We start from the raw sequence: 15411 nt of genomic DNA on the forward strand, positions 1-15411 counted from the left end.
GAGGGGGCGTCGCTGGCGGGACGTGTCGGTCATGCCATGGCCGCACGGCCACGACCCGGGCGAGGGTTCCGGGCGAGCCCCGGCCCCTCACCCCGACCTTCCTGGCGGGGGAATGGAGCCGAAGGTGACGCGAGGCTTGCGATGAGCCGCTTCGATTTCCACATGCGCAACGACGAGCCGGCCGAGACGCCCTGGCGTCCGCTGGACCGCACGGTGTGGCGCTGGGTCCGCGCGCACGGCGGTTCGCGCACGCTGGCGACGCTGGCCGCGTGGGCCTCGTTCGCGGACGGCGCCGGCGACACTGCCCTCCCGCTGCGTGGCGAGGGTGCCGGCCGCCATGGCCTGGAGCCGCTCGAACGCGACGCGCTGGACGCCTTGCGCGGCGAGCCGCTGGTCGGCGACGGCGCCGGCGCCACCCCGTTCGTGCTCGATGCCGCGGGCCGACTGTACCTGCGGCGCAACTATGCCGACGAACTGGCGGTGGCCGCGCTGGTCCATCAGCGCCTGCGCGCCGGCGTGCCGGGTACGACGAGCGCCGCGGCGCTCGACCTGCTGTTCCACGGCGAACGCGGCGCCGCGGTGCGGCGCCAGCGCGAGGCCGTGGAGCGGGTCGTCGGCCGGCGGCTGTTCGTGCTCACCGGTGGCCCGGGCACGGGCAAGACCACCACCGTACTGCGCATGCTGCTGATGCTCCAGCACCAGGCCGCGCAGGCGCTGCGCATCGTCGTGGCCGCACCGACCGGCAAGGCGGCGCAGCGCCTGCTGCAATCGCTGCGCGCGGGCAAGCAGGCCCTGCGCGACCATCCGCACGCGCCGTTGCCGGACGACTGGCAGCCGCTGCTCGAGCGGATCCCCGACACCGAGGCGCTGACCCTGCACCGCCTGCTCGGCTACAGCCCGCACAGCAATCGCTTTACCCGCAACCGGGAGCATCCTCTGGCGGCGGACGTGGTGGTGGTCGACGAGGCTTCGATGGTCGACCTGGGCCTGCTGCGGGCGCTGCTCGAGGCCGTACGGCCGGAGGCCACGCTGATTCTCGTGGGCGATGCCGACCAGCTCACCTCGGTCGCGGCCGGGTCGGTGCTGATGGACCTGGTCGGCGTGCTGGAGGACGAGCGCTCCGCTGCGTTGGTGCGGCTGGAACACAGCTTCCGCGCGGAGCAGGCCTTGGTGGCCCTCAACGGCGCCGTGCGCGCGGGCGACGCGACGGCGCTGGAGGCGATCCTCGGGGCGCAGGTGCTGCAGCAGCCAGTGGCCGGCGGCGCGTCGCTGCGCCACGCCGTCGAGGCGTGGGCCGATGCGCTCGCGACGCTGGCCATCCGCCCGACACTGCCGGACACCCGCGATGAACGGGTCGCTCCGGCGCAGGCCTCCGCGGCGCTCGCCGCGCTGCGCGCGCTCGGCGGCCGCCAGTTGCTGTGCGCGCTGCGCGAAGGCGAATTCGGTGCGCTGGCCGTCAACGCGCTGATCGAGCAGCGGCTCAAGCGCTGTTGGAACGTGCCGCCCGAGCGCGTCTGGTATCCGGGGCGCGCGGTGCTGATCACCCGCAACGACTACGCCAATCGCCTGTTCAACGGCGACGTGGGCCTGTGCCTGGCCGACGCCGATGGTCGCCTGCGGGTGTGGTTCGAAAGCTCGGGCAGTGATGGCCTGCCCGGCGCGCGCAGCTTCAGCCCGGGCATGTTGCCGGCGCACGAGGGCGCGTTCGCGATCACCATCCACAAGTCGCAGGGTTCCGAGTACGCCCGCGTGGCCGTGCTGCTGCCACCCGATCCCGCGCACCGCATCCTGTCGCGCCAGTTGCTCTACACCGGTGTGTCGCGCGCGCGGCGGGTGGTCGAACTGTGGGCAGGCGAGGCGACACTGCACGCGGCGCTGGCGCGGCCGATCCGTCGCGCCGGCGGGCTGGCCGAGCGGCTGGCTGACGCTGCAGTGGACGACGCGCCGCGGCAGCTCTCGTTGCTCTAGTGGCCCGAGGCCGGGCGCAGGAACGGCTCGGCGATCTTCAGCACGGTCCGGTAGGGCTCCGGATCATTGCGATTGCTGAGCAGGATCACGGTGAGGTGCTGCTTCGGCCAGCGCACGATCACGTTGCGGAAGCCGATGCTCTCGCCCGAATGCCACAGCGTCTCGCCGGTGATGCGCCAACCGTAGCCGTAGCTTGCCTCGTAGGGTTCGCCGGTGACCTTCGCGTGCGGGCTGAAGGCGGCCTTGCGCGAGGCGTCGCTGAGCAGGCGGTCGTCGTACAGCGCCGCGTCCCACTTGGCCAGGTCGTCGATGTTGGAGTAGATGCCGCCGTCGCCGCGGGTCGCGGAGGTGAGGCTCTGGTCGGTGCGCAGCCAGCGGCCCTTGCTCCAGCTGTAGCCGTAGGCGCGGTTCGGCACCTTGCTCTCCGTGGGCGTGGGGTCGTCGTGCACGTAGAGTAAAGTGTGCTCCATGTGCAGCGGCTGGAAGATGCGCCGCGCGAGGAAGTCCTGCAGCGACTGGCCCGAGGCCTGCTCCACCACCAGCCCGAGCAGCACGTAGCCGGTGTTGCTGTAGCGGTAGGCGCTGCCGGGTGGGAAGTAGCTGCGTGGGGTGGCGGAGAGCATGCGCAGCACGTCCTGGTCGTCGAGCTGGGTGGTGCGCCCGGGCGGGATCAGATCCTCGTAGTCGACCAGGCCGCCGGTGTGGCTGAGCAACTGGCGCAGGGTGACCCGGTCAGCGGTCGCGGGCAGCGAGGGCAACCAGTGGCGGATCGAGTCGTCGAGCGAGAGCTTGTGGTCCTGCGCCAGCAGCAGGATCGCCGCCGCGGTGAACTGCTTGCTCACCGAGGCGAGGCGGAAGTCGGTTTGCGGCGTGACTCGGGTGTGCTGCTCCAGGTCGGCCAGGCCGTAGCCCTTGCGCAGCAGCGGCTTGCCGTCCTCGAGCACGAGCAGGGCGGCGCCGGGGACGTCGCCCTGGTAGGCCTGCATCAGGCGGTCGGCGTCCTGCACGGCGTCCGCGTGGGCGACGCCGGCCAGCAGGATCGAAGCAGGCAACAGGGCAAGGCGCATGGCTTTCTCCGTGCGTGGAACTCGAGCCCTCTCCGACCGGGAGAGGGGGTGGGGTCCGGCCGTCGCATCATGCACGCTCTGCCCGAACCCCTCGCCCCTCTTTCGGGAGAGGGGCTCAACCGTGTGCCGCGAGGCTGGGTTACTTCACCGGCACGTCGTAGATCGTATGCGGTGTGGGCTCCCTGGCCCAGGTGTAGTGCCACCACTCCAGCGGGTAGTTCCTGAAGCCCTGGCGCTCCATGGCCTTGCGCAGGGCCTGGCGGTTGGCGCGCTGTTGCGGCGTGACGTCGGGCGTGTCGGTGTGTGCGCGCGGGTCGAAGAAGTCGAACGGCGTGCCCATGTCGAGCGGGTGGCAATGCGCATCGCGCGCGTCGCACCGCTGCAGCGTGAGGTCCAGGGTGCCGCCGCGGCTGTGGCCGGAGACCGGCGCGATGTAGTCGCCCAGCAGCACGCGCTTGTCCAGGTTCGGGTAGTGCGCCGCCTTGGTGCGCTGGTCGGACAGGTCGTGCGCCCAGCGCACGAAATGCGCGACGGCGCGGGCCGGGCGGTAGCAATCCCACAGTTTCAGGCGCATGTGCTGCGCACGCAGGTCCCGCTCCACGCGCGCCAGTGCCTGCGCGACCGGCCGCTTGAGCAGGCACTTGGGCGCCAGGTAGCCATCCACCGGCGCGCCCACGAAGTTGTCGTGGCCGGCGTACTTGATGTCCTCGGCGATGTCCGGCACCAGCGTGCGGATGTCGACCAGGTCGGCCTCGGCGGCGGTCTTGGCCGCAGAGAGGCGCGGCGCCTCGTCGGCATGGACGATCGAGCCGATGCAGAGCAGGCAGGCGAATGCCGTCAGTCGCTTCATGGACAATCCCCCACGCGTTCGAAGTGCAGGTCCTCGTAGTCCGAGCTGAAGTCGCCCAGCGGGTCGAGCTTGGTCATGGCGAGCGTGGGCGGCGAGCCGGGGTGCGGGTCCAGCCAGGCGTCGAGGTCGACGGCGGGATCGTCCCACTGCACCAGGTAGCGTGAACCCAGCTGCCTGACCGTGCCGTGCATGCGCGGCGACTTGAGCGCGGCCCATTGCACGCGCGCGCCTCGCGGGCACAGCAGGATCTCGCCGAACCACGGATCGCGGTAGCGGCCGCTCCAGGGGAAGGCCGCGGGCGCGACCGCGGTGGCCGCCGAGGCGTCCGGCGGCCGTGCGGCGACCGGGCGCTGCGCGGCCTGATGGTCGAGCGCGTCGGCGTACCAGGCGACGCCATGGGGGTCGTGCGGTGCGGTGAAGTGCTTGGTCAGCACCTCGCCCAGCACGGTGCGCGCGTCCTCGGCCTCGCCGTTGATAAGGAACACGAAGCCGCTCCTGCGGTCCGGCAGCAGTGCCAGCATCGAGTACATGCCGCCAAGCGTGCCGGTGTGCCAGACCACCCACTCCCCGTCGACGTCCGCCATGCGCCAGCCGTAGCCGTACGCCATCACGTGAGTGTGGTCCCAGGCGCGACGCTGGTCGGAGACCGGGATCAGCATGTGCGGCGACTGCAGCACCTGTCGCTGGGTGGAGGACAGCCACTTCAGCTGGTCCGGCGTGGGTGCCAGCCAGTTCTGCGCCCAGCTCAGCATGTCGGTGAGGTCGCAGCGGATGCCGCCGGCCGCAGCCGAGGTGATCGCGGGGATGGTCGGGCCGTCCTCGCGCATCGGCAGGTTGCGGCCGTCCTTGCGGTAGTGCGGCTGGGCCACGTCGCCCACCGCGTCGCGGCTCCAGCTGCCGACCTGGCAGCGCGACAGTCCCAGCGGCGCAAACACCTCGCGGTGCATCAGCGTCTCGTACGGCGCACCACCGGCCGCCGCGGCCACTTCGCCGGCGACCACGTAGAGCAGGTTGTCGTACTGGTACTGCGACCGGAAGCTGTAGCCGGGCTCGATGTAGCGCAACCCGTGGATGATGTCCTGGCGGGTGAAGGCGTTCGGCTCGGGCCACAGCATCAGGTCGCCGCCGCCTTCGGGCAGGCCGCTGGCATGGGTGAGCAGGTCGGCCACGCGCATGTTCTTCGTGACCCACGGATCGTGCATGCGGAAGTCGGGCAGGTACTTGGTGACCGGGTCGTCCCAGGCTAGCTTGCCCTCGTCGACCAGCCGGCCGAGCAGTGCGGTGGTCATCGCCTTGCTGTTGGAGGCGATCTTGAACAGGGTGCGCGGGGTGATCGGCTGGCCGGAGCCGGCGACGGTCTCGCCGCGGGTGGCGGCGTAGACGATGCGGCCGTTCTCGATCACCCCGACCGCGATGCCCGGCAGGTGGTAGCGGGCGACGACGGCGTCGACGATGCGGCCGTAGCCCGCCTCGTCGGATTGCGCCTCGACGCCGACCGCGGCGAGCAGGAGCAGAAGGCCCAGCGCGGCGCGAGCGCGTTTCCTGTTCACCAGCGGGCGCCGGCGCCGGAAGGCCTGCCGCTCACCGACCCGCATCGCGCTCCACCTCGCGCCACACGCGCAGCAGGTTGCCGCCCCAGATCTTGGCGATGTCGGCGTCGCTGAAGCCGGCACGGCGCAGCGCGGCGGTGACGTTGCGGGTCTCGCTGGCGTCCTTCCAGCCGGTGATGCCGCCGCCGCCGTCGAAGTCGGAGGCGATGCCCACGTGGTCGATGCCAGCGACGTCCACCATGTGGCGGATCTGCCTGACGTAGTCGTCCAGGGTAGGCAGCGGGAACTGCTGCTGGATCTTCGCCATCCCCGCGGCCATCGCCGGCAGGTAGTCGTGCTTGTCGCTGTCGTATTCCCTGTCGCCGGCTTCGCGCGCGACCTCGGCCTGCAGCTTCTTCTCGGCGGCCTCGCGGCCCGGGTCCTTCTTGAGGAACTCCTTGTAGGCCACCGCCTGGATCACGCCGCCCCTGGCGGCGATGGCGCGCAGCAGGTCGTCGGGCAGGTTGCGCGGATGGTCGAGCACCGCGCGCGCGCCCGAATGCGAGGCGATCAGCGGCGCCTTCGACACCGCCAGCGCGTCGCGCACGCAGGCGTCGGAGGCGTGCGAGACGTCGACCATCATGCCGAGCGCGTTGGCGCGCGCCACGACCGCGCGGCCGAAGTCGGTCATGCCGTGGTCGCCCGGGCTGTTCATCGCCGGCTCGCCGTGATCGGTATCCGGCAGCGAGCTGGTGCACAGGTCGTTGTTGCCCACGTGCACCAGGCCGACATAGCGCGCGCCGCGGTCGTAGGCCGCATCCAGGCGGTGCAAGTCGTGGCCCAGCGAGTAGGCGTTCTCGATGCCGATCATCGCCGAGAGCAGGCCGGCCTTGCGGTTGGCCAGCGCCTGTTCCGGCGAGGCGGCCAGGCGGATGCGGTCGGGATACGTCATCAGCATCCGGCCGATCGCCTCGTACTTGCCCTCGGCCTGGTCGACCGCCTTGGCATAGCCGGCCGCGTCGAGCTTGTGCTGCGGCACCCAGATCACGAAGAAGGCGGCGTTCAGGCCGCCGCGCTCCATCTTGCCCAGATCCACCAGCAGCGGCGTGTCCTTGCCGACGTCGAAGCGCGGCTCGCGCATGTAGGTGAACGGGATATCGACGTGGGTGTCGATGGTGATCGGCGGGTCGGCCGGCACCTGCCGTGCGGCCGCCGGCAGGGCGAGGGTGAGCGCCAGGGCGAGAAGGGCGGTTCGATGCATGCGGGTGCTGCCGGTCATGGTGTCTCCCAATCCTGCGCCGATTGTTCGCCGGCGACCATCTCCTGATGGCTCTGCCGGCGACGGACCAGCGCGTAGCGGCCGCCGTCGAGCAGGGCCTCGGCGGCGAGCGGGCGCGAGTTGTAGGTGGAGGCCATCGAGGCGCCGTAGGCGCCGGTGCCCTGGATCACCAGCAGGTCGCCGGGCTCGCAGGCGCGCAGCGTGCGGCCGCGGGCGAAGGTGTCGCCGGTCTCGCAGACCGGGCCGACGATGTCGTAGGTGGCGAGCGGGCGGGTTTGCGTGGACGCCGGCACGATGTCGTGCCAGGCGTCGTAGAGGCTGGGGCGCTGCAGGTCGTTCATCGCCGCGTCGAGCACGAGGAAGTCGCGCTCGCCGCCGTGCTTGATGCGCAGCACGCGGGTCAGCAGCACGCCGGCCTCGGCCACCAGCCAGCGGCCCGGTTCCAGCAGCAGGCGCCCGTCGAAGCCGGCCAGCGCCTCGCGGATCACGCCCACGTAGTCGGCGGCGGCGACCGCCTGGTCGTGGCCAGCACGGTAGCGCACGCCCAGGCCGCCACCGACGTCGATGCTGGCGACCGGATGGCCGGCCTGCACCAGTTCGCGCCAGAACGCCGCGACGCGGTGCAACGCCAGCCGGAAGGGTTTGAGGTCGAGGATCTGCGAACCGATGTGCACGTGCAGGCCGTCCAGCCGCACGTGCCGCAGCTGCCCGCGCTCGGCGAACCAGTCGCGCGCCTCCGCGATGCTCACGCCGAACTTGTTCTCGGCGCGGCCGGTAGAGATCTTGGCGTGGGTGAGCGCGTCCACGTCGGGATTGACGCGCACGGCCGCGCGGGCCGTGGCGCCGCGGGCGCCCGCGACCCGCTCGATCGCGCGCAGCTCGTCCAGCGATTCGACGTTGAAGCGCGCGATGCCGGCGTCCAGTGCGGCGTCGATCTCCTGCTCGGTCTTGCCTACGCCCGAGAACACGATGCGTGCGGCCGGGATGCCGGCGTCGAGCGCACGGCGCAGTTCGCCGGCGGAGACGATGTCGGCGCCCAGGCCCGCCGTGGCCATCAGTTCCAGGATGGCGCGGTTGCTGTTCGCCTTGACCGCGTAGCAGACGGTGGCGTCCAGCCCGTGTAGCGCTTGCTGCAGTTCGCGGATACGCTGGCGGATGGCGTTGGCGGAATAGGCGTACAACGGCGTGCCCAGCCGTGCGGCGAGCGCCTGCAGGTCGACGCCGTCGAAGCGGGGCTGGGGCGCCGGAAGGAAGGCGGGGCCGTCTTGCAGGGAAGGGGCGGTCATCAGGGTCATGCACGGGAGCCGGAAAAAAGACGGCCCGCGTTGCCGCGGGCCGCCAGGCGGGGAGGTGCCTTAGAAGTCCACGCTCACGGTCAGCTGGGTGAAGCGCGGCGACTGGAAGCCGATCGGCAGGCCGAAGGTCGGATTCGTCTCGTTGGAGATGTCGGTCTGCAGGTCCTGGTCCACCCGCACCTTGCGCTGCTGGTTGAGCAGGTTGTAGACCGCCAGCTTCACCCGCAGGTTGCCGCCGCCCTCGAACGGCAGCAGGTAGGTGATGCCGCCGTTGAGCGTGTAGGTCCAGGGCAGGCGTCCGTACTTGCCGCGCGGCGAACGCTCGTAGACCCGCTCTTCCGACACCGGCGAGTCGCAGTTCTGCACACAGATGAAGTAGCTGTGGTAGTTGGTGGCGTCGTAGGGATTGCCCACGCCGAAGCCGGTGATCGGGCCGCCGGAGTGGATGTCGACGTCGCCGCCGATCTGCCAGTGCGGGGTCAGGGCATAGACGCCGCGCAGCTTGAGCTGGTGGCGGCGGTCGTTCGGCAGGTAGCCGTCACCGCCGAGGTTGACCCACGGGTCGTCGAAGTTCTCGGTGCGGCCGGTGTCGTCGAAGTTGGTGTCGGAGTTGACCGGCCCCTCGGCGTTGCCGCGGTTCCAGGCCAGCACGTAGGAGGCGTTGAACGACCACTTCTCGTCCCAGGCGCGGTCGAGCTGGAACTCCAGCGAGGTGTACGTGCGCTTGGGCTTCACCCAGCCGCGCTGGCCGAGGTAGTTGCCATCGGCATCGTACATCGCCCAGCCTTCCTTGGAGGTGTCGACGGTCAGCCACCCGTCCGGGGTGCCGTCGCAGTTGGTATCGCCCCAGACCGTGACCTTCTTGCCCGGGTTGGCCATCACCCAGCCGACGTAGCCGTCGCCGCCGCACTGGGCCGTGGCGCTGATCTCCATGTCGTCGATGGCGTTGTGCAGCTTGCGGTAGGTGCCGCTCACGCCCCACGACCAGCTGCTGTTGATCATCTGCTGGAAGCCCAGGATCGCCTCGTCCTGGTAGACCGGATCCATGTTGCGGTCCACTTCCGAACGCAGGTCGCCGACCGTGCCGTCGCCCTGCGAGTTGTCGACCGGGCCGAGCTGCGGGCCCAGGCGCGGCACGGCGTATTGCGTGCCGTTGAGTTCGAGGATCTCCCAGCCGTCGAAAGCGTAGTAGGTACGCTCGTCCAGGAGGCCGCCGGCCTGCTTGATGTTGATCACGTTGGCCACGGGCAGGAAGTAGCGGCCCAGGTTGCCGAACAGCTTGGTGCTGCCGTCACCCTTCATGTCCCAGGAGAAGCCCAGGCGCGGCGCGATCTGCCGGCTCATCTTTATGTAGCTGCGGCCTTCCGCGTCCTGGTTGTCGAAGCTGTCGTTGCGCACGCCGGCGTTGAGCACGAGGTTCGGCGTGACCTGCCAGTTGTCCTCGAGGTAGTACGCGGCATTCTTGGTCTGGAACACGCCGGCGATCTCGTAGCGGCGGGCGCGCACGTAGGCGGTGTATCCGGGCGGAATCACGCCACCGTTGCTGATGGTGTCGCCGGGATTGGCCGTGTAGACGTTGTAGTAGTAGCCGCCCGGGCCGGGATAATGGCGGGCGTAATCCGAGGTGTCGACCTCGTGGTCGTAGCCGAAGCGCAGCAGGTGGTCGCCGAGCGTCCACTCGAAGTCGGCGCGCGCCTGCTTGCGGGTATCCGTTCGGCCGATCACCGACGAGCTGGTGGTGCAGCCCAGCGGCACGTCGGGCCTCGACACCGCGGCGGTCGCGGCCACGCGGTTGCACTCGATGTCGCGCTGCGAATTGACCGAGGCCTCGCGTTCGTTGCGGCCGTACATCAGCTTCATCGACAGGTCGTTGGTGAGGTAGCTGGTCCAGGTCAGCGCCCAGTTGCGGCCACCGGTGTCCGTATAGACCTCGTTGGTCTTGGCCTCGCGGGTATCCGTGGCGTAGTCGTAGTCGTAGACATCGCCGACGTCGTGGTTCTTGTCGGAGAAGGCCATCAGCGAAAGCACGTTGCTGTCGGTGATGTTCCAGTCGATGGTGGTGCCCCAGAAGCCCTGGTTCGAATTGTGGTCGGTGATCACGGCGCCGACGTCGTCGGTGTTGCGCGGGCTGGCGCCGCGCGCCTCGTACATGGCGAAGAAGAACAGCTTGTCCTTCACGATCGGGCCCGAGGCCCAGACATTGAGCTTGGTCAGCGAATCGCGGTCGCGGCTGGAGGTGTAGTAGCGCTCGCCGTCGAAGTAGTAGTCGTGCCCGCGCGAGTGCCAGTTGCCCGGCTCCATGGTCAGCTCGGTGCCGGCCTTGAACTCGTTGGTACCCGAGCGCGCCACCGCGTTGACCACGCCGCCGGTGGTGCGGCCGAACTCGACCGAGTAGCCGCCGGTCTTGACCTGGAACTGGTCGTAGAAGGCGAACGGCGCCTCGGAGAAGCCGTTGCGGTTGTAGAAGTCGGTGACGTTGAGGCCGTTGACATAGAACGCGTTCTCGGCCACGGACGAGCCGCCGAAGGAGATGCCGCCGAAGCCGGCGTCGCCCTTCACCACGCCCGGCGCGAGCAGCGCCACCGAGGTGACGTTCTGGTCGACCGGCAGGCGGACCAGGTCGCTGCGCGAGACGATGGTCGCCGATTCGGTCGAGCTGACGTCGATCACCGGCAGGACCGAGCTGGTGACGTTGATGGTGGAGAGGTTGGTCGCGCTCACCGCGCCCAGGTCGACCGTGGTGGTGGTGCCCAGCGCCACCGTCACGTTGCGCGTCGGGCCGACCGGCTGGCCGTCCTTGCTCGCGGTGATCGTGTACTGGCCCACCGGCAGGAACGGGAAGCGGTAGTTGCCCTCGCCGTCGGCGGTGATGGTGCGGGTCAGCCCGGTGGCCGGGTTGGTCACGGTCACCACGGCACCGGCCTGGGTGTGGCCGGCGACCGAACCGTCGTTGTTGGCCGCGTGTGCCGACGGCGCGCCGAACGCGGCGAGCGCGAGTCCGAGTGCCGTGCCGAGCACGGTCCTGCGCATGTTCCAAGCCTTGCTGCTCATTCCCCTTTACTCCCCATCGACGCCGGGTCGATTTCTGATGGCTGTGGTTATGGTTTGTCGCGTCCGTGCAGGAACTGCCAGTCGAAGTGGTAATCCCACTGATCGAAGTACAGGTTGCCGCCGCGCCACTCGACCTCGCCGCGCTGCGAGTCCACGGTTTCCGAGCGCGGGAAGGTCTTGGCCGGCACGAACGGTCGGCTGTAGTCGTCGTTGAAGGCGATGCGGTAGGCATCCAGGCCGCCGAGGTAGAACCAGCGCAGGCGCGGATCGTCGCCGGGCCTGGGCTCGAGCTGGCCGAAGGTCACGTCCACCGGCACCCAGCCGTAGGGGGCGAGGTAGAGTTGGCCCCAGTCGTGGATGTTGTCGTAGTCGCCGTCGGAGAACATCCAGCCGGACTGCCAGCGCGCCGGGATGCCGTTCAGGCGCAGCAGGGTGAGCAGCAGCAGGGTCTGCTCGCCGCAGTCGCCGTGGCCGGCGTGCAGGGTGTAGTCGCTGATGTTGCTGATCGTCGAGTACTCACGCGCGCCGGCCCAGGGAATCTTGTCCACGGCGGCGAACAGCTTCTGCGCGATGCGGTAGGGATTCTTCTCCTCGCCCACCACCTTGCGCGAGAACGCGCGCAGGTCGTCGGTGAAGACGATGTGCGGCGGACGCTCCTCGACGAAGGGCTTCAGTTCCGGCGTGATCGTGGCCGGCACCACCTTGGCCGGGTCGATCGGGTGGACCTGCGCGCGCAGGGTCAGCTCGTAGGTGAGCTTGAACACGGTCGGCTGACCGGCCCTGGCCGGCGCCTCCAGGTAGGCGGTGCGCTGCAGCGTGTCGGCCGGCGCGACGCGGGCGCCGGCCGGCTGGCTGGCGACCAGGCGGATGTCGTCCTGCTGGCCGGGAATGGCACGTGGGTAGGGGATCCAGGCCTTGACCGTCTCGCCCGCAGGCACCGCGCCGGCGTGGACCGTGACGGTCTGGGTGACCCGCACGCGCATCGGCAGCACGCCGGTCTTGCCGCTTTCGACCGCTTCGCGAAAGGCGGCGCGGTGGTGGTCGTTGAGCGTCTCGTTGGGGCCGTCGACGATCGGCGTCTGCACCGCGCGACGGGCGCGCGCCTCGGCACTGAGCCGGTAGAGGTTGGACGGCGCGCGGTTGAAATAGAGCGTGCGCCCGTCGATGACCATGTGCTCGAGCAGGCCGGCGCGGTCCCAGCGCGTGAATTCCGCGTCGGTGAGATCGGGGATCTGCTTGCGGATGCGCGCCTTGGCCTGCTCGGCGGTCAGCGTGAAGTCGAGCAGGATCCTGCGCATCCGCTCGCGCTGGAATTCCAGCGCCGCCCGCGTCTCCGGATCCAGGCCGGGCCGCGCCAGCGCCTGGTCGATCGCCTGGCGGGCCGCGGCGAAGTGGCCCTGGTCGATCTGTGCCACGATGGCCGGCGGTCCCGGCGGGGGCAGGCTGGCCAGCGCCGGCAGCGCGCAGCACAGCAACCCGGCCAGCACCGTGCATGCCAGCCGGCCGCTTGCCGATCCGTGTTTCCGCCGTGTCGCTGGCACCCTCGTCATGGCTCAACGCCCCCGCCAGTTGGCATCAAGATCTTGTGTAGCATGCTTGCAAAAGGTGGTCAATAATTTATGCTTCAAATCAATGCGTGAAGAATGACCTATTCCCAAAGCCCGGCCATCGCTCTACGCCCGGACTCCGGCGTGGCCTGCGGCGGCCGCACCGCGGCGGCGGGCGCGGAAGCGCGGCGGGTCACGGGATGAACAGGGGTAGCCCGGCGCAGCTTGGTCGCCAATGAGGGGAGACACGTGATCCACACCGTCTGGCCGTACCTGGCCGTCATGCTGCTCGCTGCCGGTACCTTTCCGGCGCTCGAGCGGCGCACGGGCTGGCGCGTGTTCGAGGTGCTGCCGCCGATCGTGCTGACCTATCTGCTGGTGACCGCGCTGGCGGTGTCCGGACTGTGGCAGGTCAACGACGAGATCCGCGCGGCCCAGTCCATGCTGGTCTCGCGCATGGTGCCGGCGCTGCTGTTCCTGCTGATGATCAACTGCGACCTGCGCGCGATCCTTGCGCTGGGGCCGCGCGTGCTGGGGGTGTTCGCCTGCACCACGGTGAGCCTGTTCGTCGCCTTCCTGACCACCTTCCTGATCTACCACCGCTGGCTGCCGGGGGACGACTGGCACCCGCTGGCGGCGCTCTCGGGCAGCTGGGTAGGCGGCACCGCCAACATGATCGCGGTGAAGCAGGCCATCGGCATGTCCGACCAGCACCTGGCGATGAGCCTGCTCACCGATGCGTTGTGCTATTCGATGTGGGTGGTCGTGCTGTTCGCGGTCGCGCGCCTGGCGCCGGCCTTCAACCGATGGACGCGCGCGACCTCCAGCGGCGACATCCAGGTGGCCGAGGTGCGTGCCAGCGGCCCGACGACGCCCGACAGCGTGCTGCTGTGGCTGGGTATGGCCCTGCTGGTGGCGGCGCTGGCCGCCTGGGTGGCGACCTATTTGCCGACCTCGGCCATGGTGAGCGCGACCACCTGGACCATCCTGCTCTCCACCGGCGCAGGCCTGCTGGTGGCCCATACGCCGTTGGCCCGGTTCCCGGGTGCTGGCACCATCTCCGGTGCGCTGCTGATCAGCGTGGTGGCGGTGCTGGCCTCGCAGAGCAATTTCCACGGGATCGGGGCGGCGCCGCTGTACCTGTTGTGCGGCGCCACCGTGATCACGTTGCACGCGATACTGCTGGTGGGATTCGCCAAGCTGTTCCGCTTCGACCTGTACCTGTGCGGGATCTCCTCGCTGGCGCACATCGGCGGTGTGGCCGCCACCCCGATCCTGGCGGCGAGCTACTCGCGCGCGCTGGTGCCGGTGGGCATCCTGCTCGCCCTGCTGGGCTACATACTGGGCACCGGTTTCGGCCTGCTGGTGGCGTCGATCATGTCGATGCTGGCCGGGGGCTGAGCCATGAGGACCACGACCATGCGAACCTTCGTTTCCTCCGCGATGCTGGCATTGCTGCTGGCGACCCAGCCGCTGCACGCGCGCGACGACGTCTCGACGCTGCCGGTCCCGCCCTCGGGCGTGCTGGGCGTGGGCGAGGCGCAGCTGACGCCGCAGTTCTGGATCGGCCTGCAGCCGCAGCCGGACCGGGTGATCCTCGACCGCCGCCAGATCGAGGCGCAGAACCAGCGGCTGTTCGCGCAGGACCCCTCGATGCACGACCTGCGCAAGCTGCCGCCCACGCTGAGCGCGAGCCAGGTGCGCGGCTGGATCGAGGACCTGGCCGGGGTGCCGGCGAAGCCGCTCTACGATGTCGACGGCAGGCCGGTGCCGCAGGCCACGCTCAAGGCGATCGCCGACGCGCGCGCGCTGGATGCGATCCCCGCCAGCCAGCGGACGCGCTACGGCATGGTGGTCCGCCGCGCCGCGCTGCGCACCTTCCCGACCACGCTGCGGGTATTCAGCCATCCCGGCGACACCGACATCGACCGCTTCCAGGAGACCGCCGAGTTTCCGGGCACGCCGGTGGTGATCGCCCACGCCACGCGCGATGGTCGTTGGCTGTTCGTGGTGAGCCCGCGCTACGCCGCATGGACCGAGGCGAAGAACATCGCCGAGGGCAGCAAGGCCGAGGTGTTCGCCTACGTCGACAAGACGCCCTACCGTGTCGTCACCGGTGCCAAGGTCCACACCGTCTACACCCGCGAGGCGCCGGCGGTCTCGCAGGTGGAACTGGACATGGGCACGCGCGTGCCGGTGCTCACCGACCTGCCGCCGGACCAGCCGGTCAACGGCCAGACGCCCTACGCGGCGCACGTGATCGAGCTGCCGGTGCGCCAGGCCGACGGCTCGCTCGCCTTCAGCCCCGCGCTGATCCAGAAGAACGCCGATACCGCGCCCGACTACCTGCCGCTGACCCCGCGCAACCTGATCACGCAGGCCTTCAAGTTCCTCGGCGAACGTTACGGCTGGGGCCACGCCTACGACGGGCGCGACTGTTCGGGCTTCGTCTCCGACGTCTACCGCTCGATGGGCGTGCAGATGCCGCGCAACACCTCCAGCCAGGGGGTGAGCCCGGCCTTCGCCAAGCGGACCTTCGGCAAGGACAGCACCCACGAGGAGCGCCTGCGCGCCGCACGTCAGCTCCAGCTCGGCGACCTGATCTACATCCCCGGTCACGTGATGCTCTCGCTCGGCCAGTGGCAGGGCCAGCCGTGGGTGATCCACGACGTGCTCGGCATGAGCTATCGCAAGGCCGACGGCACCATCGCACAGGTGAAGCTGAACGCCGTCTCGGTCACGCCGCTGCTGCCCATGCTCGCCGGCAAGGACTCCACCTTCATCGACCACATGACCAGCAACGTGCGCATGCGGCCGTGATTCCC

The 15411-nt window shown here is 69.9% G+C and carries 10 protein-coding genes; 3 read left to right on the forward strand and 7 right to left on the reverse strand.

The annotated features are described in order from the left end of the window. The first annotated feature begins 141 nt into the window (after positions 1–141). The gene (recD, locus tag WAT24_RS02265) at positions 142–1968 is read left to right on the forward strand and encodes an exodeoxyribonuclease V subunit alpha (RefSeq protein WP_336806193.1); all 1827 of its coding nucleotides are present in this window, start codon (positions 142–144) and stop codon (positions 1966–1968) included. Here the strand turns inward: recD and WAT24_RS02270 are convergent. The 7 genes from WAT24_RS02270 to WAT24_RS02300 all read right to left on the reverse strand — a co-directional run bounded on the left by WAT24_RS02270 (position 1965) and on the right by WAT24_RS02300 (position 12589). Beyond that, on the reverse strand, positions 1965–3035 hold the full coding sequence (locus WAT24_RS02270) for a serine hydrolase domain-containing protein (RefSeq protein WP_336806194.1): 1071 nt from the start codon (positions 3033–3035) through the stop codon (positions 1965–1967). The two genes, recD and WAT24_RS02270, sit on opposite strands and share 4 nt — an antisense overlap. A gap of 139 nt (positions 3036–3174) precedes the next feature. Next, the gene (locus WAT24_RS02275) at positions 3175–3885 is read right to left on the reverse strand and encodes a M15 family metallopeptidase (protein ID WP_336806195.1); all 711 of its coding nucleotides are present in this window, start codon (positions 3883–3885) and stop codon (positions 3175–3177) included. Next, on the reverse strand, positions 3882–5480 hold the full coding sequence (locus WAT24_RS02280; RefSeq protein ID WP_425605215.1) for a serine hydrolase domain-containing protein: 1599 nt from the start codon (positions 5478–5480) through the stop codon (positions 3882–3884). Before WAT24_RS02280 ends, WAT24_RS02275 begins: the two co-directional genes overlap by 4 nt. Then, entirely contained in the window at positions 5467–6675 is a 1209-nt protein-coding gene (locus WAT24_RS02285) for a dipeptidase (protein WP_336806372.1), read from the reverse strand. The genes WAT24_RS02280 and WAT24_RS02285 overlap by 14 nt, the downstream gene beginning before the upstream one ends. Positions 6676–6689: 14 nt before the next feature. Next, positions 6690–7979: a diaminopimelate decarboxylase gene (gene lysA / locus WAT24_RS02290; RefSeq protein ID WP_336806197.1), complete on the reverse strand. Its 1290-nt coding sequence runs from the start codon at positions 7977–7979 to the stop codon at positions 6690–6692. 69 nt (positions 7980–8048) lie between these two features. Then, a complete protein-coding gene (locus WAT24_RS02295) occupies positions 8049–11039 on the reverse strand; it encodes a TonB-dependent receptor (protein ID WP_336806198.1) in 2991 nt (996 codons plus the stop codon). 47 nt (positions 11040–11086) lie between these two features. Next, complete coding sequence (locus WAT24_RS02300; RefSeq protein ID WP_336806199.1) at positions 11087–12589, reverse strand: transglutaminase-like domain-containing protein; 1503 nt, start codon at positions 12587–12589, stop codon at positions 11087–11089. A gap of 246 nt (positions 12590–12835) precedes the next feature. Between WAT24_RS02300 and WAT24_RS02305 the strand changes: the two genes are divergently transcribed. Then, the gene (locus tag WAT24_RS02305; protein ID WP_336806200.1) at positions 12836–13987 is read left to right on the forward strand and encodes a DUF819 family protein; all 1152 of its coding nucleotides are present in this window, start codon (positions 12836–12838) and stop codon (positions 13985–13987) included. 18 nt (positions 13988–14005) lie between these two features. Then, positions 14006–15406, forward strand: a complete 1401-nt coding sequence (locus WAT24_RS02310; RefSeq protein ID WP_336806201.1) for a C40 family peptidase — start codon at positions 14006–14008, stop codon at positions 15404–15406. Positions 15407–15411 lie beyond the last annotated feature (5 nt).

Source organism: Fulvimonas yonginensis (assembly GCF_037137055.1).
GTDB classification, from domain to species: Bacteria; Pseudomonadota; Gammaproteobacteria; order Xanthomonadales; family Rhodanobacteraceae; genus Frateuria_A; species Frateuria_A yonginensis.